This window comes from Terrisporobacter glycolicus ATCC 14880 = DSM 1288 (assembly GCF_036812735.1).
GTDB lineage: Bacteria > Bacillota > Clostridia > Peptostreptococcales > Peptostreptococcaceae > Terrisporobacter > Terrisporobacter glycolicus.
On record NZ_CP117523.1, the window covers coordinates 1,427,954 to 1,445,773 of the forward strand.

16 protein-coding genes are annotated in these 17,820 nt (G+C 30.5%); 8 read left to right on the forward strand and 8 right to left on the reverse strand.

What is annotated here, in order from left to right:
* Nucleotides 1-34: 34 nt before the first annotated feature.
* Nucleotides 35-838: a J domain-containing protein gene (locus TEGL_RS07010; RefSeq protein ID WP_018589495.1), complete on the forward strand. Its 804-nt coding sequence runs from the start codon at nt 35-37 to the stop codon at nt 836-838.
* Nucleotides 831-1,220, forward strand: a complete 390-nt coding sequence (locus tag TEGL_RS07015; protein WP_018589496.1) for an HIRAN domain-containing protein — start codon at nt 831-833, stop codon at nt 1,218-1,220. The genes TEGL_RS07010 and TEGL_RS07015 overlap by 8 nt, the downstream gene beginning before the upstream one ends.
* A gap of 209 nt (nt 1,221-1,429) precedes the next feature.
* Here the strand turns inward: TEGL_RS07015 and TEGL_RS07020 are convergent, their stop codons facing one another.
* Together TEGL_RS07020 and TEGL_RS07025 are read right to left on the reverse strand one after the other, a co-directional pair.
* Nucleotides 1,430-1,933, reverse strand: a complete 504-nt coding sequence (locus tag TEGL_RS07020) for a hypothetical protein (protein WP_242827319.1) — start codon at nt 1,931-1,933, stop codon at nt 1,430-1,432.
* 89 nt (nt 1,934-2,022) lie between these two features.
* Entirely contained in the window at nt 2,023-3,435 is a 1,413-nt protein-coding gene (locus TEGL_RS07025; RefSeq protein ID WP_018589498.1) for a PQQ-dependent sugar dehydrogenase, read from the reverse strand.
* Between the two features lie 355 nt (nt 3,436-3,790).
* Here TEGL_RS07025 and TEGL_RS07030 point away from each other — a divergent pair, with 355 nt between their 5' ends.
* Complete coding sequence (locus tag TEGL_RS07030; RefSeq protein ID WP_018589499.1) at nt 3,791-4,495, forward strand: fibronectin type III domain-containing protein; 705 nt, start codon at nt 3,791-3,793, stop codon at nt 4,493-4,495.
* Between the two features lie 52 nt (nt 4,496-4,547).
* Here TEGL_RS07030 and TEGL_RS07035 read toward each other — a convergent pair whose 3' ends face one another.
* Nucleotides 4,548-5,477, reverse strand: a complete 930-nt coding sequence (locus tag TEGL_RS07035) for a TDT family transporter (protein WP_018589500.1) — start codon at nt 5,475-5,477, stop codon at nt 4,548-4,550.
* Nucleotides 5,478-5,488: 11 nt separating this feature from the next.
* A complete protein-coding gene (locus TEGL_RS07040; protein WP_018589501.1) occupies nt 5,489-5,974 on the reverse strand; it encodes a C-GCAxxG-C-C family protein in 486 nt (161 codons plus the stop codon).
* Nucleotides 5,975-6,280: 306 nt separating this feature from the next.
* Between TEGL_RS07040 and TEGL_RS07045 the strand changes: the two genes are divergently transcribed.
* The 5 genes from TEGL_RS07045 to pflB all read left to right on the forward strand — a co-directional run bounded on the left by TEGL_RS07045 (nt 6,281) and on the right by pflB (nt 13,334).
* Nucleotides 6,281-7,042, forward strand: coding sequence for a DeoR/GlpR family DNA-binding transcription regulator (locus TEGL_RS07045; RefSeq protein WP_018589502.1), 762 nt, complete (start codon nt 6,281-6,283; stop codon nt 7,040-7,042).
* A 15-nt stretch (nt 7,043-7,057) separates the two neighbouring features.
* The gene (locus TEGL_RS07050) at nt 7,058-8,371 is read left to right on the forward strand and encodes a four-carbon acid sugar kinase family protein (RefSeq protein WP_018589503.1); all 1,314 of its coding nucleotides are present in this window, start codon (nt 7,058-7,060) and stop codon (nt 8,369-8,371) included.
* 25 nt (nt 8,372-8,396) lie between these two features.
* Nucleotides 8,397-9,395 carry a 4-hydroxythreonine-4-phosphate dehydrogenase PdxA gene (gene pdxA / locus TEGL_RS07055; RefSeq protein ID WP_018589504.1) on the forward strand — a complete coding sequence of 333 codons (999 nt, stop codon included), beginning with the start codon at nt 8,397-8,399 and terminating at the stop codon, nt 9,393-9,395.
* A gap of 148 nt (nt 9,396-9,543) precedes the next feature.
* Nucleotides 9,544-10,935, forward strand: a complete 1,392-nt coding sequence (locus TEGL_RS07060; RefSeq protein WP_018589505.1) for a GntP family permease — start codon at nt 9,544-9,546, stop codon at nt 10,933-10,935.
* Nucleotides 10,936-11,099: 164 nt separating this feature from the next.
* Nucleotides 11,100-13,334, forward strand: coding sequence for a formate C-acetyltransferase (gene pflB / locus TEGL_RS07065; protein ID WP_018589506.1), 2,235 nt, complete (start codon nt 11,100-11,102; stop codon nt 13,332-13,334).
* Nucleotides 13,335-13,391: 57 nt separating this feature from the next.
* Here the strand turns inward: pflB and TEGL_RS07070 are convergent, their stop codons facing one another.
* From TEGL_RS07070 to TEGL_RS07085, 4 genes are all read right to left on the reverse strand, one after another.
* On the reverse strand, nt 13,392-14,204 hold the full coding sequence (locus TEGL_RS07070; protein ID WP_018589507.1) for a polysaccharide deacetylase family protein: 813 nt from the start codon (nt 14,202-14,204) through the stop codon (nt 13,392-13,394).
* Between the two features lie 175 nt (nt 14,205-14,379).
* Nucleotides 14,380-15,567, reverse strand: a complete 1,188-nt coding sequence (gene megL, locus TEGL_RS07075) for a methionine gamma-lyase (protein WP_018589508.1) — start codon at nt 15,565-15,567, stop codon at nt 14,380-14,382.
* Nucleotides 15,568-15,616: 49 nt separating this feature from the next.
* A complete protein-coding gene (locus tag TEGL_RS07080) occupies nt 15,617-16,783 on the reverse strand; it encodes an iron-containing alcohol dehydrogenase (RefSeq protein ID WP_018589509.1) in 1,167 nt (388 codons plus the stop codon).
* Nucleotides 16,776-17,573 (reverse strand): DeoR/GlpR family DNA-binding transcription regulator, encoded by a 798-nt coding sequence (locus TEGL_RS07085; protein WP_018589510.1) that lies wholly within the window; start codon nt 17,571-17,573, stop codon nt 16,776-16,778. Before TEGL_RS07085 ends, TEGL_RS07080 begins: the two co-directional genes overlap by 8 nt.
* Between the last annotated feature and the right edge of the window lie 247 nt (nt 17,574-17,820).

Below are 17,820 nucleotides of genomic sequence, written 5' to 3' on the forward strand. Positions count from 1 at the left end.
TTATAAATATAATCTAAAAACTTAAGGAAACGCTATGAATATTATAATATTAGATGAATATAAAAAACTAAAAGAAACACAAGAGGAGCTATCCCTAAAATATATTGAATTAGTAGAAAAGCAAGAAGATATATTATATAAAAAGAAAAATTATCTAGAAGCAAAATACTTGGGACACTTTGGATATTTATATAAATTAAAATTAAAGTTGGAAATAGAAATAAGAAGAAATAAGAGGAAGATATCGATTATACAAGCTTTGATAAATCGCAATGAAAAAGTTGAAATAAACAAAATAGAAATAATTTTACAAGAAGAGATGAAAGAATTTGAAGAAGAATTAAAACGATATCAGTTTAAAGTAGACTTTAGTAGAGAATTATTAAAGAGCCACTTAATAACAGATGAAGAACTCAAAGAGGTAAAAAGTATATTTCGTAAGTTAGCGAAAAAATTACATCCTGATATAAATAAAAATCAAAATGAACGAAGTAAAAATCTATGGGAACAACTACAAAAGGCATATCAAAATAATGATTTAGCCACACTAAGGCTTTTGCTAAATATAATAGATGATGAGGATTATAATTTGGATAATGTAAACTCCTTAGAAAAATTAAAAAAAGACATTCAGATGTTACAAGAAAAAATAGATGAAATAATTTTGAATTTGAAGAGCTTTGAAACGAGATTTCCTTTTAATATAGAAGAAAAATTAGAAGATGTAAATTGGTTAGATGAAGAGAAATCTATTTTAACTAATGAAATTAATAATTTAAAAGAAATAAGTAAGATATATAATGATAAACTTAAAGAAATGGAGAGATATTATGAGTAATGATATACAAATTTCTAGTTTGGGTGGAGGTCTTATATCAAATATGAAAAATGGTCAGCTAGACCTACCATTTGCAAATGACATATACTTATATACATTGTCTGTAGCAGGTATCTTTTACTATATAGATGAAGGTTTACAAATTTTAGAGGGAGATGATTTAACTTTAAAAAGAGAGCCAGATAATGAATATGATAAATATGCAATTGAAGTATACACAAAAGATGGAAAGAAATTGGGCTATATTCCTAGGAAAAATAATAAAATATTTGCCAGGTTAATGGACGGAGGTAAGTATTTATATGGAAAAATAAAATGTTTTGAAACAGATTTTGATGAAATAAGAAATATTGTAATTAGGATTTATCTTAAAGATATTTAAATTTATTAAGAAAAAATTTAAATATCAGAGTGACTAGTAAAAATTTTTATTGTGTAAAATTTTAATGTATAACATACCTTACGATTTACACTCAATGATAGACATAATAGGCATAGATGTTTTTTTAGAAATTTGCAGAAAGACTGAGTAGATAAAATCGGGATGGCTATCCCGATTTTCACCTACCCCACATAAGTAGTTCACAATAGCTAGCTAATTATTTTTATTTTTGTAAGATAATTTATAAATTTTTTAAGGCAAATATTACAGATGCTTGCATAAATAAGTGAAAATAAGAAAAATATTAAAAAAGTTAAAGCGGTTGAAAAAGAACTAGCTAAATCTACAAATGCCGGAATACCTACTATATAAGTTAAAAATGTTATCCCAAGAGATAGTGCTATGCTTGAAGATAGTATTGAAATTATTATCCCCTTCCTAAAGAGCAATGTTCCGATAACGATGCCTAGTAAGCCTGTAGTGAAAAGCAGAATTATTGATTCTTGAATACTAACCATAGTAAGAATTAATACTGAAGAAAAAAATACAGCAAGACCAATAGGTATACTAGAAAAAGCAGCTATTGCAATAGGTATAGTGCTTAATGGGCTTAAGAACAATCCAATAGCTGGTAAAAATATAGGTGCTGATTGAAATATAACAGCTAATGTTGTTAATATGCCTCCAACACAAATAAAACTGCTTATATTCATTTTATTCAATTTTAATGCCTCCTTGTATAATATAGTTGTGATATATTTGAGTGAAATGAGCGAAGCGAATTTTTGTAATCTAATGGACATTAAGGAACAATCTCAAAAATAGTACCTTTGCCAAAATCAGCCACATTGGCAGAGGCATAAACCCCTAAATAAAGTCTGGTTTGATTCATATTTGTTCCCAAACAAACATAATAAGCTGACCCGGAGCCAAAATCATAATCAGTTTCAATAACACTAAAATCATTTAGTTTAGAATCTTTTGTTGATTTTGTATAAGCTAAAACTCCTCTCACTGGAGGCTCAGATTCTTCATTTTGGGCAAAATCAGTAAACACAACGCTTCCTGTTAAATCTGGTATATTGCTTCCCATATATGGCTGAACCCCTGTAAGAGCAGAACCACCAAATTTATCTGGTCGTGAATCTTTATGAAAATAACAGGCTAGAGGTGAAATACGCTGTGCTGAAATTTTTACTGCTTCATTGTAATAAGTAATTGTTATCTCGTTCAAAGTTGGACTTTCAGAGCAATCTTCTATAAGTGAAGTAGGTAAAGTACCTTCCCATCCTCGCCAACCGAAGTTAATAAATTTTTCTTGTTCAGGTTGGGATTTTAAATAAGGTTGAACAAGCTGAGTAACTGGCATTGGTCTATAATTAACAAATGAAAAAACTGACTCTACTAAATCCTGTCCAACATTCCCCACATATTTTATATATTGGTTATAAAACTTTTGAAATGAAATTCCAGGGATATTGCGAACTCCTTTGGCCATTACAGTAAGGGTTTCTTGAATAGATATAGGAAGCTCATCAAAACGTGTGACTACAGGCGGATCATTGATTAATGTATTCTTGTTTACATCAATTTCAATTATTTTACCGCAGATTTCCATATTATCCTGACTTAAGTTAAATGGATCATAGCCTGATCCGCCATCTCCTGTTGTTAAAACAAGTTTTCCAGTTTCAGGTGAAAAGTTTAAGCTATTGACACCATTATGATTGAGAAATGGTCTTCTTAGATTAAGCAATGTTCTCCTTTTTTCAGGTTGACCATTAGGTTGTAAAACCCATTCTTCAACTGTATCAATATGATCATATTTAGTATCTCTATCTGTCCATTTTAGATTTAAAGTTTCTATGTCACATGGGTTAGGTTTAAAAGGTTTTGAAAGAGCGCCCGGACCTTGTGTTCCTGCTACTGAATAATGAAGATAAAATAGACCATTATAATAAAATGCAGGATTAAAGGCCAGACCTAGCAGCCCTCGTTCATCATATCCACCACTAGAAGTACCTAGTTCTATTATTCGAGGGCGAATATCTAAAAAAGTATTTATAGCTCCCTTTGATATATAAAATATCCTTCCTACCTGAGTTGCAATAAATAAACTTTCACTTGAATCACTTGGCATGATAGTTGTTTTCAAAACAGTGGGTAAATCTATATTCTTAACAATAGGCTGTAAATTAAGTTTAATTTTCCTCATCTAATACATACTCCTTCTTATTATTTACTATAGATAATCAAGTTCAATTTTTAACATATTTTTAGAGTGATTTTGATTTCAATTAGTGGAATTTAAAAATATTTAATTAAACTATGAAGTTGTTTATCTATATTAAAATAATATGATTAGAACTATTGTATTAATACAGAATTGTGGCTAGAAAATCCTTTTTCACTATGACACTAGGGTTTTAGCGTATGCGCCTATTTACAGGTGATTTTAGAAGTTTGTAAAAAAGTAGTTATAAGTTGTTTAGAATTTTTTTAGGAAATAGAGGGCAAATTATAAATGAAAATAACCTTGTTACATAAGAATGAAAATAGGAGGAAAGGTAATGAGAAAAAAATTAAAAAACATTATAGTTGTACTTTTAACTTTAACAGTAATAATGAGTAATATTGGAAGTTTAGTTCATTCATTTGCCCAAACAAGCATAGAAAAACAAAATATTACTACAGATTGTAAGCCTGATAAAGTAACAGACTTAAGAGTAACTATGAAAAACTCTGATTGTATAAAATTAGAATGGTGCAAAGTAAACGGTGCCAGCGGATATAGAATTTACAGATCAACTATGAAAAATGGATTTTACAGAAAAATTGATGACGTATGTGGCAAAACCACATGTTATATAGATAAAGAATTGGACAGTGGAACAAATTATTATTACAAGGTTAGGGCTTTTAAAAGAGTAGAAGAGAAAATATGTTTAGGTTTGCCATCGGATATACTAGACACTACAACTTGTCCACCAGTCGTAAAAAATTTACATGCCAATTGTATATCTAACTCTTTTGTAGAGCTAAATTGGCAAACTGTATACAAATCTTCTGGGTATGAGGTTTATAGAGCAAGTGGCGAAAGTGGCAATTTTACAAGAGTAGCCACACTTACAGACAATGGAAAAAGTTGTTACAGAGATGAAAATTTAAAGAGCAGAAAAAAATACTACTATAAAGTAAGAGCATTTAAAGAATTAAACGGTCAAGTATGTTTTGGAGATTTTTCAGATGTTTTAACTATATGTACTGAAAAATAATATTAATAATAACAAATCCCATGGTACTTTGTATCATGGGATTTGTTATTAATTATTGAGATATTAACTCAGATTTTTTACTTGGTAAAATGAACATTACAAATCTTACTAAAGTGTAAATTACGAGTATTGTAGCTATAATAGTTTGCAATAGTACAATATAATTTATAAAAGGTACAGTATAACCCATTTTACCTAAATAGGCCATAGTCATTTTCATTCCAATTGCACTTATAACAAAAGGAAATGTAAATGCTGCATAACTTGGGAAGAAAGGCATTTTTAAATATTTAGGTAATTGGAATAATACAACAATATAAATTATTAATGATAAAATCGCTAAAAATCCTATCATTATCAAAGATTTTGCTTCAACTGATTGAATATAACCAGCAAGACATAGACTCACTGGTGCTGCATATATACAAAATAAAGGTTTAGCAGGTGGTGGAACTTCTTTGTATTTTATATATCTGTTTGTAACAATAACAAGTAAAATTAAACAAGAAATTAAACCAAACCCAAATAATATTGTACCTAGATTTGTTTTTTCAAAAGCAGGTGCAGTAACGCTAGCAACTACAATTCCTACATAAACTATGTAATAACTTGTAAATACTTTTTTCATATCAAATTTCAAAATAAATTCTTTTGTAAAATATATGATTAAAGCAATATGTAAACCTATAGCAAAGTACCAAATATAAATAGCGTTAGGTCCTATGTAAGGTTTTATATAAGCTGATAAAAGCATTAATGCCATGGGAAAAGTCCCAGAGACACTTGCCATAATTGGATTTTTCATATCTTCTTTTATCATTGAAGGATAAGCAATACATTTACAAATCAATAATAGCCCTAATAATGCAGAAATTATACCACATATTAGACGAATAGACACAGAGTAGCTTTGAAGTAAATTACCCAAGGCTGCAAATCCAAGCATTACTCCAGCAATAGGAATTGGTATTTTTTTTATCATAATTTTAACTCCTATGCATGTTCTAAAACATCAGTATTAACTAGATTAAGTTCTCTTACAACTATTTCAGCAACTTTACCAGCCACTAATCCAGTGAAATATATGCACTGTTCTTTGTGAGCTCCTACGCTCATATCAAATTCTTTTGTAAGAATACGACAACATAGAGCATTTTTTCCGTTAGCTACTTTAAACCAGTCATGTAACTCTTTTGATAACTCTAAGTTTTTTTCCACTTTTGGATCACCTTGTTTAGTACGTCCAAAAAATAATCCAAGGGTCATAACGCCGCCAGATACTGCACCACATAAACATTTAGAACGTCCTATACCAACTGGGAATCCTGAAGCCATTGATATTACCTCTTCTGGTATATCCAGCTCAAAGTTAGAACGAATTGCACTAACTACTGCCTCTGAGCAAAAAAATCCACCACGAAATAGTTCTTCTGCATCTTTAGTAATTTTATTAATACTTACTTCCTTTTTTATATTCATAATATACCTCCATGAAAATGTTTTATTTACAGGAATATTATAAGTTTTTGTAGAGTTTTATTCAAATTATAAAAATCTATAATGCTGGTGTATAAATTGAAAAAATCTATAAGTAAGGCAAATTTTGATATGTCGATATGATTAATGTATAATAAAACATGTTCAAATATGTTTGAATTTGTTTGTTATTAAATAAACAAACATAAATAAACAAAATGTGTTGCAGTTTATAAAGGTTTATGGAATAATATAAACATAGATGAACATAAACGAACTTCAAAATAAACATGAAAAGAAGGTATGAAAATGTTCCAATTAGATAGACATAAAAAAATATATGATTATATAGTGAAAAATAAAAATGCTACAGTAAATGAATTAGCTGATATTTGTCAAGTAGCAACAATGACCATAAGAAGAGATTTAGATAAGATGGAAAAAGATGGTCTTATAACTAGGGTATTTGGTGGGGCTGTAATAGATAGCTCAATGGTAAAGGAAGTTGACTATGCAGACAAAGAAAAATGCTACATGGAAGAAAAAGTAAAAATTGCAAAAGAAGCAGTAAGACTTGTAAACGACAATTCCATAGTAATATTGGATGCAGGTACAACTTGTATGGAAATAGCAAAGCTATTAGTAGACAAAAGTAATTTAAAAGTAATTACAACAGATATATTAATTGCTGCTTACTTAATGAAGTATGAAAATTTAGAAGTTTATTGCACAGGAGGAAGAATTCAAAGAAACACAGGTAGTTGTTTAGATACTTATACAATAGATTTCTTAAGCAATATAAATGCAGATATATGTTTTGTTGGAGCAAGTGCCATAAATCAAAACTTAGAACTAGCAGCTTTTGTTCCAAACAAGGCAAAGGTAAAACAAACTATGATAGATGTATCTATGCATAGGGTACTTGTAACTGATAATTCAAAATTCAACAAAAGAAGTTTTACTAAAATTAGAAACTTAAAAGATTTTGAAATAGTTATTACCGATGAAGGTTTGGAAGAAGAGATACTAAAGAAAATGGAAGATGAAGGTGTAAACATAAAATTAGTTTAAAGATGGGGGAGACATATGAAATTATATGTAATAGCCGATGATCTTACAGGCGCAAATGCAACAAGTGTTTTATTAGCAAAGGAAGGCTTTAAATGTTCTACATTTATTGATTCTAGACTTCTAAACGATGAAAATATGAGTCGTTGTGATGTAGTAGCTGTAAGCACTGATAGTAGAGGTGTTACTAAAGAAGAAGCTTATGAGAGAGTGAGCAAAGAAGTAGAAAGAGTAAAGCATTTACAACCAATATATACAAAAAGAATAGATTCAACCTTAAGAGGAAATATAGGGTCAGAAATAGATGCTATCTTAGATCAAGATAAAGAATCCATAGCTGTAGTCGTTGCATCTTATCCTGATTCAGGAAGAATTTCTATAGGTGGATTTTTACTAGTAAACTCAGTGCCACTTCAAAATACTTTGGTGGCAAAGGACCCAAAATGTCCAGTCACTAATTCAAGTGTAAAAGAAATAATACAAAGCCAAAGTAAATTCAAGGTAGCTGATATACAAATTAGTGATGTTTTAAGAGGAGAAGAATTTTTAAGCAGAAAAATAAATTTATTAGTAGATGAAGGAAACAGAATAATTGTTGTAGATGCAGTAACTAATGATGAAATAGAAACAATAGCAAAAGCATCTGCACTAATAAAATTAAATGTTATTCCTGTTGATCCAGGACCCTTTACTAAATGTTTAATGAATGCTAGATATGGATCATCTCAAGTAGAGCAAGGTAAGAAAGTTTTCTTTGCCATAGGAAGTGTAAGTAAAACTACCATAGGTCAAATAGAATATTTAGTTGCAACAAAATCACCAGCTCTTGTGAAAGTGAATCCATTAAAACTTATAGATGATGAAAAAATAGATAAAGAGATTGAAAGAGTATTACACATAATAGAAGAAAAATTAAAGCTTAGTACATCTAATATTGTTGGAATAACTACAACAACAAGAGAAGATGAGGTTTTAAATTTAAGAGAATTGTCTAAGAAACTTGGAATAGATGAAGAGGCAGTATCAGTTAAGATAAACAAAGGTTTAGCTAAAATAACAGAGCTGGCTTTGGAATTATCGAATTCATCTATAGGAGCCTTATATACTAGTGGCGGTGATGTAACTATGGAAGTTATGAAAAGACTAGGTGTTGAAGGTATAGATATAAAAGATGAAATAATACCACTAGCAGTATATGGAAGATTTATTGGAGGTAAATACCCTAATATGCCGGCAATAACAAAGGGAGGTCTTATAGGAGATAAGAAAACCTTATCCCTTTGTATAGATTATTTAGCAACAAAAATATCAACACAATATTACATTAAATAATGACATTAAATTTGGAGGAATAGTTATGAACAGAGAATATATAGGAGTACCTTTAGGAGATCCAGCAGGGATAGGACCGGAGATTGTGGTTAAATCCATAGCAAAAGAGAAAACAAACACTTATGCAAACATAGTTGTATTTGGAAATAAAGAAATATTAGAAAAAGCTATAGAAGTTTGTGAAGTGGATATGAAAATAAATATTATAGAAAATCCAGAAGATGGGGACTACAACAACAAAACATTAAATTTAGTAAACATAGATAACATAGATATGAATAAATTTGAACCAGGTATGGTTAGTGGAATGTGTGGAAAGGCTGCTTTTGAATATTTAGCTAAATCTATAGATTATGCAATGGCAGGTAAAGTTAAAGCTATAGCAACTACGCCACTTAACAAAGAGTCATTTAAAGCAGGTAAAGTGCCATACATAGGACACACAGAAGTATTAGAAGATTTAACAAAAACATACAACCCTTTAACTATGTTCCAAGTGAGAGATTTAAGAGTATTCTTCTTAAGCAGACACGTATCACTTAGAAAAGCTTGCGATTTAGTTACTGAGGAAAATATGTATGAATTCATAATAAGATCAAAAGAAGCACTAAGACAACTTGGAATAGAAAATCCTAAAATGGCAGTGGCAGGGTTAAATCCTCATTGCGGAGAGCATGGATTATTTGGACACGAAGAAAGACAAATAGAACCAGCAATTCAAAGGGCAAGAAAAGAAGGAATAGACGTGGTAGGTCCAATAGGAGCAGACTCAGTATTTTTCTTTGGACTTCAAGGAAAGTTTGATGCAGTACTTTCTCTATATCATGATCAAGGGCATATAGCTACAAAAACTGTAGACTTCCATAGAACTATATCAATAACAAACAATATGCCTTTCTTAAGAACGTCAGTTGACCATGGAACAGCATTTGATATAGCTTGGAAAAACATAGCAAACGAAATAAGTTTAGTAGAAGCCATAAGACTTGCTGGAGATTACGCTCCAAACTTTAATAAAAAGTAAACAACAATTTATCCATATAAAACAATGTATCTAAACCAACGCATACGCTAATGGGTGTGCGAAGTTTAGATACATTGTCACTAAAGTTTATTAAATGTAATTTATATAAAGTTAAAAATTAAAAATTTATTAATTTGGGGGAATCATAATGAATAACGAATTAGTTGTATCAGGACCGCAAATATTAATAGGTCTAGGCCTTGGAATAACATTATTAATATTTATGATGTTAAAAACTAAGGTGCATCCATTCTTAGCAATGATAATAAGTGCATCAATAACAGGATTAGTTGGGGGAATGCCAGCTGGAGATGTAGTAAACAGTATAACAACTGGATTTGGAAATACACTTGGTAGTATAGGTATAATTATTGGATTTGGTGTTATGATGGGTGAAATATTTGAAGTATCAGGAGCAGCAAAAAAGATGGCTCAAATATTCGTTGAAAAACTAGGTAAAGGTAGAGAAGAATTAGCTCTAGCTATTACAGGATTTTTAGTGTCAATACCAATTTTTTGTGATTCAGGATTTGTAATTTTATCACCACTTGCAAAATCAATATCAAGAAATACAAAAAAATCAGTTATATCTTTAGGTTTATCACTAGCTTTAGGTTTAGTTATTACACATACATTAGTACCACCTACTCCAGGACCAGTTGGAGTTGCTGGTATATATGGTGCAAATGTAGGTACAACATTATTATTAGGAATTGTTTGTGCCATACCAATGACATTTATTGGGCTTCTTTATGCTAAGTACATAGGACAAAAGCAATATAAAGTACCAGGTGAAGATGGTGAAAGTTATTTAAGTAGTGAAGATTTAGGAGCAATGGCTCATGACGAAGTAGCAGCAACTTTAATAGGTAGTGAAGAAGTATTGCCATCAGCACTTATGTCATTTATGCCAATATTTGTACCAATTATATTAATATTATTAAAAACAGTTACGACACAAATGGCGCTAGAAGGTGGATTTATAGAAGTAGTAAACTTCTTAGGAGCTCCTGTTATAGCTGTTGGTTTAGGTTTAATAATAGCAATATATGGGTTAGGTAAAGATCAAGATAAAAAAGAAATAACAAATACTATGGAAAAAGGTATAAAATCTGCAGGTGTAATAATGTTAGTTACTGGGGCAGGTGGAGCTTTAGGAATGATAATAAGAGATTCTGGTGCAGGAGACTACATAGCAGGACTTATAGCAAATACAGCACTACCAGCAGTAATAATACCATTTGCCATATCATCAATAGTAAGATTAATACAAGGAAGTGGTACAGTTGCCATGACAACAGCAGCATCTGTAACAGCTCCAATGATGGCAACACTTGGATTATCACCAGAACTTGCAGTATTATCAGCTTGTATGGGTTCATTAGTATTCTCTCACTTTAATGATTCATATTTCTGGGTTGTTAACAGAACTTTAGGAGTTACTGAGGTTAAAGAACAATTAAGAGGTTACTCTATAGCAAGTACAATAGTATGGGCTGTAGGATTTGTAGAGTTAATGATATTAAATATGTTTATGTAATTATATAAGGATGTATCACTAAAACAGTGATACATCCTATTTTTTTATTTTTTCAAAATTTAACCTATTTTATCATTAAATAATAAGATGCAAATTTGGGGATATTTATTATTAGATAAAATAAAAGTTTGTTAATGACATAAATGTGAAAGGATAAATTCAAAATGAAAGTAAATGCTTGGAAAGATTTTAATGATGGAATTTGGCAGGACAAAATAGATGTTAGGGATTTTATACAAGGCAACTACTGCCCATATGAAGGTGATGATAAATTCCTAGCAGATGCTACTGAAAATACTAAAAAACTATGGGAACAAGTACTAGAATTAAATAAAAAAGAAAGAGAAAATGGTGGAGTATTAGATGTGGATACTCATACCGTATCTGGCATAAATGCTTATAAAGCAGGATATTTAAATAAAGATTTAGAAACAATAGTAGGTTTTCAAACGGATGAACCATTTAAAAGAGCAGTAATGCCTTTTGGTGGTATAAGAATGGTGGAGTCTGCTTGTAAAGCTTATGGTTTTGAATTGGATGAAGAAATAAAAGAAATATTTACAAAATATAGAAAAACTCATAATCAAGGCGTATTTGATGCATATACAAAAGAGATGAGATTAGCAAGAAAGGCTGGAATCATAACAGGTCTTCCAGATGCTTATGGTAGAGGTAGAATAATAGGAGATTATAGAAGAGTTGCACTATATGGCGTAGATAGATTAGTAGAAGACAAAACAGTTGAAAAAGATGAGCTAGATAATGAAGAAATGACAGAAGATGTAATTAGATTAAGAGAGGAATTATCAGAACAAATAAGAGCCTTAGAACAATTAAAAGAAATGGCACAGTCTTATGGATTTGACATTTCAAAACCTGCAACTAATGCAAAAGAAGCTATTCAATGGCTATATTTTGGATTTTTGGGAGCTATAAAAGACCAAAATGGTGCTGCCATGTCTTTAGGTAAAACTTCCACATTTTTGGATATTTATATTGAAAAAGATATAAAAGCAGGCTTAATTACAGAAGAGCAAGCACAAGAAATGATAGATCACTTTGTTATGAAATTAAGATTAGTTAAATTCCTAAGAACTCCAGACTACAATGAGTTATTCTCAGGTGATCCAACTTGGGTAACAGAAAGTATTGGTGGTATGGGTAGTGATGGAAGAACTTTAGTAACTAAAACTTCTTTTAGAATGTTAAACACACTTTATACACTAGGGCCATCACCAGAGCCAAACTTAACAGTTTTATGGTCAACTAAACTACCACAAGGATTTAAGGATTTTTGTTCAAAGGTTTCCATAGATACAAGTTCAGTACAATATGAAAATGATGATTTGATGAGAGATTACTACGGAGATGATTACGCAATTGCATGTTGCGTGTCAGCTATGAATGTTGGCAAGCAAATGCAGTTCTTTGGTGCTAGAGTAAACTTAGCAAAAACATTACTTTATACTATAAATGGTGGTATAGACGAAAAACTAGGAATACAAGTATCACCGGATTTTGGAAAAATAGATAGCGAATATCTGAATTATGATGAGGTAATGGAAAAGTTTGAGCATTATACTGATTGGTTAGCAAAACTTTATGTAAATACATTAAATGTAATACATTTTATGCACGATAAATATTGTTATGAACGTTTGCAAATGGCTCTACATGAGAGAGATATAATTAGAACTATGGCTTGTGGTATAGCTGGATTATCAGTTTGTGCAGATAGTTTATCAGCTATTAAGTATGCAAAAGCCAAACCTATAAGAAATGAACAAGGAATAGCTGTTGATTTCAAAATAGAAGGAGAATTTCCTACCTATGGCAACAACGACGACAGAGTAGATAGCATAGCTGTATATTTAGTTGAAAACATGATGAACAAAATAAGAAAAAATAAAACTTATAGAGATGCTATTCATACTCAATCTGTTCTTACTATAACTTCAAATGTGGTTTATGGTAAGAAAACAGGCTCAACACCAGATGGTAGAAAAGCAGGAGAACCATTTGCACCAGGTGCGAATCCAATGCATGGTAGAGATAAAAGTGGTTCATTGGCATCCCTAGCATCTGTTGCTAAGTTACCATATAATCATTCTATAGATGGAATATCAAATACTTTCTCTATTATTCCAGATGCTTTAGGTAAATCAGGAGAAGAAAGAATAAGAAACTTAAGCAACTTAATGGATGGATATTTCTCACAATCAGCTCATCACTTAAATGTAAACGTACTTGTTAGAGAAACGTTACTACATGCTATGGATCATCCAGAAGAATATCCTCAACTTACAATAAGAGTATCTGGATATGCAGTAAACTTTATTAAATTAACTAGAGAACAACAAATGGATGTAATTAATAGAACATTCCATGGAAAAATGTAATTAAATAAAAAATATATAAAAAGGTCTATGACACTAAAAATAGTGTCATAGATCTTTTTATGGTAATAAATAAAACTCATAGCCATTATTTCTTGATTTATCAATAACTTCACTAAGGATATCTGCATTAGTCTTAGATATGGCATGTAACAATAATATAGAACCATCGTGAAGATGACCTAATATGTGCTTTTTAGCATATCCTGGAGAAGGTTGATTTGTAGGTTCATAATCACCATAAGCAAAACTCCAAAATATAGTTTTATAACCTAAATCATTAGTCATAGCCAAACTTTTTTGCGAATACTTACCCATTGGTGGCCTAAAAAACTTAGGCATATCTTGTCCAGTCAATTCTTTAAATTTAAACTCGACATCGGCAAGTTCTTTATTAAAAACTTCAGGAGAATATGCAACGCTAGGCATAGAGTAGTGGTGATTTGTATGATTTGCTACAACATGACCTTCAGCTACCATTCTTTTTACAGTGTCAGGGGAGTAAGTAATGTAATGAGATGTAACAAAGAAAATAGCCTTTACATTCTTTTCTTTCAAAACATCTAAAATATCATCTGTATATCCATTTTCATAACCTTCATCAAAAGTTAAATACAAGGACTTTTTATTAGGTTGTTTTGGTCCATTATAAAATGCGTCGTAATCACTTAATTTAAATTTTAGCTCATCATTAATTTGAGGAGTTCTAAATTGATCGTTTGGGATAAAAAACCAGTCGATGCAAGTGTTGTCTAAGCTAGATGATTCAAATTTTGATGTTTTATAGTCACTATTATTTGCGTATGTTTTTGGAAATCCAAAGAAAGGGACACACAAAGATGACAAGAGTAAGATAGTAATAAATTTGTTCAAGATAACACCTTCCTTGTTGAAAATAAAATACTTATACTACTATGATTCCATAGAATAAACACATTATAAGTGGAAAAATTATAATGTGTTTAGAAAAAAAGAAAGTATATATCTTCAATAAGAAAATACATACTTTCTTTTTTATATATGGGGATTATATTAGTATTAAGATAGTTTACTTAATAAGTAAATCTAATGCACTTTTTAAGTCATCTATTATATCTTCTACATTTTCAAGTCCAACGGCAAGTCTTACTAAACCGTCAGTTATATTAGCATTTGCACGTTCTTCAGGAGTACAAGCTGAGTGAGTCATAGAAGCTGGATGCTCAATTAATGTTTCTGCATCTCCTAAGCTTACAGCTAATGTACAAAGATTCAATGTATTCATTAACTTTTCGCCTGATTCAATACCGCCTTTTACCTCAAAAGATATCATTGCTCCAGGTAGAGACATTTGTTTTTTAGCAAGTTCAAATTGAGGGAAACTTTCTAATCCAGGATAATTTATGCTCTCTATTGCTGGATGTTTCTCTAAGAATTTAGCTACTTTCATAGCATTTGAACAATGTTGTTCCATTCTTACTGCTAATGTTTTAAGTCCTCTATTTATTAAAAAGGCATCGTTTGGACTTAGAACAGCACCAGTAAAATCTTTTATACCTTCAAATCTAACTTCATTTACAAATTCACTATATCCAGCTATAAAACCAGCTATAACATCACCATGTCCGTTTAAGAACTTAGTAGCAGAATGTAAAACAACATCAGCTCCTAGTGACAAAGGTCTTTGGATATAAGGTGTACAGAATGTATTATCAACCATAACTAACACGTTTTCTTGGCTATGAGCAATTTTAGCTATTTTTTCAATATCATATAATCTAAGTGTTGGGTTAGCAGGTGTTTCAAAGTATACAACTCTTGTATTAGGTTTCATAGAATTTTTTACTTTTTCTAAATCAGTGAAATCAACAAAGTCAACTTCGATTGCAAATTTAGTTAAACCTCTAGATAATAATGCTTGAGTACAACCATAAAGAGTATCACTAGCTAATACATGATCTCCAGCTTTTAATGCTGTCCATAATGTTGAAGATATTGCACCCATACCCGATGCAGTTGATATACAAGACTCAGCACCTTCTAGTTCAGCAATTTTTTCTTCTAATGATGTATTAGTAGGGTTGCCTAATCGAGAATATATATATCCTTCTTCTTCTCCCTCAAATCTTTTTCTTCCTTGTTCTGCACTATCAAAAACAAATGTTGAAGTTTGATAGATTGGTAGTCCTAATGCACCTGCTGCATTTTTGTGATGTCCTGCATGTATAGCTTTTGTTGCAAATCCTTTAACTTTCATTGAAAAGTCCTCCTAAGTATATATTGTTTTTATTAATAAAAATTAATAATTATAAAGCTAATTTTAAAATATCTACAAATTTGGATGCGTCTAAAGGTATGTAGTGGCCAGCTGTTGATTGATTATTATTAGTAGCACGCATTGCCATTAATTCAAAATGTTCATCTGTTATGCCTTTTTGTGATAATTTAGTATTTAAATTTAGTGAAACGAAGAAGTCGTTTAAGTGATGAGATAATTTAAGTGCCATTTCTTCTTCAGAGTAACTATTATAATCTATGTTAAACAGGCGGTTTGCCAATTGTGAAAGTTTTGAAGGTTTATTATAAGCCATGTATTTTGTCCAAGCAACTAAAACTATAGCCATACCTTCACCATGAGTTAGCTCATATTGAGCACTTAGTTCATGCTCTATTCTATGTGATCCCCAATCAGCTACTCGTCCAGTGTCTAGTAAATTATTATGGGCGATAGAAGCTAACCACTGAATTTCAGAGCGTGCATTTATATCATTAGGGTTTTTCATTAATCTTTCTGCATTTAGAATAAGGGCTTTACAAGCTCCTTCAATTAAATAGTCTGTTGTATCTACATATTTAGTATCAGTAAAATAACGTTCTAATAAATGAGATAATATATCTGCTATTCCACATGCAGTTTGGTATGGTGGTAATGTTAAAGTATATTCAGGATTCATAATTGCAAATTTAGGTATTATGAAATCGCTTTCGATGCCTAGTTTATAAAGCCCATTTGAAATAATAGAGCAGTTAGACGTTTCTGAACCACTTGCAGGTATTGTTGAAATTACGCCAATTGGAAGAGCAGTTGAAATTGAATCTTTACCTTCAAAAAAGTTCCATACATCCCCATTATAAGGTATTCCTGCAGATACGGCTTTAGCAGTATCCATGGAACTACCACCTCCAACTGCGAGAATAAAGTCTACATTATTTTCTTTACCTACTTCTATAAGTTCTCTAACATGTTCAATTTTAGGATTAGGAACAACACCACCTTTTTCAGTAAATTTAATTCCTAATTCTTCGCAAGCCTTATTAACTGTATCCCATATTCCTAATTTTTTTACAGTGCTTCCACCATAAATTAAAAACAGAGAAGTTACATTATAATCTTTTAACAGTTGCTTTATATTTTGTTCTGAGCCTTTACCAAATATTACTCTTGATGGATTATAGTACTGGAAATTAATCATTATTTAAAACCTCCTTATTTATTAAAGCATAATCTATTTTGCAATTTAATTTTTTACAAGTTTCAGTCCATTCCCTAGATAACTTATAATCAGTTATTAAAACATCAATATCCTTAAGGTTTGCAAATAAGATATCAGATTTATTGCCAACCTTTGTATGATCCATTAATAAAAAGTGTTCCTTTGAATTCTTAATCATCAATTCTCTTATTTTGGCACTATCAAAGTTGTTATCGGATAACCCATATTTAGTGTCTACAAATGGACAACTTATGAAGCATTTATCTGCATAATAAACACTTAGATTATCTAAAGTATGATATCCAATAAATGAGCTTGTGCTTGAGTGAAATTTACCCCCTAGACATATTAGATTAATATTAGACTGGTAACTTTCGCATAAATTACAAATTCTAAGTGAATTAGTGATAAGCGTTATATTAAGTTGAGAAGCAATTAGTGCTTCTGCCAATTTTAAGCATGTTGTACTTGAATCTAACATTATAACATCATTATCTTTGATACAGTTTAAAGCTCTTTGGGCCATCTGTTCTTTTTCTTCAATATAAAAAGTTTCTCTTAATTGTATTGGAACACCCTTATCATATTTTTCTGGTAGATATGCTCCTCCATGAATTCTACATAATTTATTGGCCTTTTCCATTTCTCTTAAATCTCTTCTTATAGTTTCTTCACTACATTCTAGTAGCTTGCTTAAATCAGAGATTAGTACGCTCCTTTTTTTATGTAATTCTTTCTCTATAATATTATGTCTATCAATTTTTAACATAATTAACTCCTTGATAATCAATATTTATACCTATATTTTATTTATAATTTTTTTACTAATAATGAATATCTGTATGATTTAATTGTAGAGGAATTAATTTTAGAATGCAATATAAAAATAACAATAAATCACAAAAAACAACAAAAATTAAATTAAACGGTCAAAAAACAAAAAGAAAACGATTTTTTTGTTGGAAAAATGTTGTTTTTTGATTATTCATGTGATACATTTATGGTAAATAGAGAAG

What these genes read in the sequence shown, in the direction of transcription:
- TEGL_RS07010 (WP_018589495.1), top strand. Translation starts at nt 35, where the DNA reads ATGAATATTATAATATTAGATGAATATAAAAAACTAAAAGAAACACAA.
- TEGL_RS07015 (WP_018589496.1), top strand. Translation starts at nt 831, where the DNA reads ATGAGTAATGATATACAAATTTCTAGTTTGGGTGGAGGTCTTATATCA.
- TEGL_RS07020 (WP_242827319.1), bottom strand. Translation starts at nt 1,933, where the DNA reads ATGAATATAAGCAGTTTTATTTGTGTTGGAGGCATATTAACAACATTA.
- TEGL_RS07025 (WP_018589498.1), bottom strand. Translation starts at nt 3,435, where the DNA reads ATGAGGAAAATTAAACTTAATTTACAGCCTATTGTTAAGAATATAGAT.
- TEGL_RS07030 (WP_018589499.1), top strand. Translation starts at nt 3,791, where the DNA reads ATGAGAAAAAAATTAAAAAACATTATAGTTGTACTTTTAACTTTAACA.
- TEGL_RS07035 (WP_018589500.1), bottom strand. Translation starts at nt 5,477, where the DNA reads ATGATAAAAAAAATACCAATTCCTATTGCTGGAGTAATGCTTGGATTT.
- TEGL_RS07040 (WP_018589501.1), bottom strand. Translation starts at nt 5,974, where the DNA reads ATGAATATAAAAAAGGAAGTAAGTATTAATAAAATTACTAAAGATGCA.
- TEGL_RS07045 (WP_018589502.1), top strand. Translation starts at nt 6,281, where the DNA reads ATGTTCCAATTAGATAGACATAAAAAAATATATGATTATATAGTGAAA.
- TEGL_RS07050 (WP_018589503.1), top strand. Translation starts at nt 7,058, where the DNA reads ATGAAATTATATGTAATAGCCGATGATCTTACAGGCGCAAATGCAACA.
- pdxA (WP_018589504.1), top strand. Translation starts at nt 8,397, where the DNA reads ATGAACAGAGAATATATAGGAGTACCTTTAGGAGATCCAGCAGGGATA.
- TEGL_RS07060 (WP_018589505.1), top strand. Translation starts at nt 9,544, where the DNA reads ATGAATAACGAATTAGTTGTATCAGGACCGCAAATATTAATAGGTCTA.
- pflB (WP_018589506.1), top strand. Translation starts at nt 11,100, where the DNA reads ATGAAAGTAAATGCTTGGAAAGATTTTAATGATGGAATTTGGCAGGAC.
- megL (WP_018589508.1), bottom strand. Translation starts at nt 15,567, where the DNA reads ATGAAAGTTAAAGGATTTGCAACAAAAGCTATACATGCAGGACATCAC.
- TEGL_RS07080 (WP_018589509.1), bottom strand. Translation starts at nt 16,783, where the DNA reads ATGATTAATTTCCAGTACTATAATCCATCAAGAGTAATATTTGGTAAA.
- TEGL_RS07085 (WP_018589510.1), bottom strand. Translation starts at nt 17,573, where the DNA reads ATGTTAAAAATTGATAGACATAATATTATAGAGAAAGAATTACATAAA.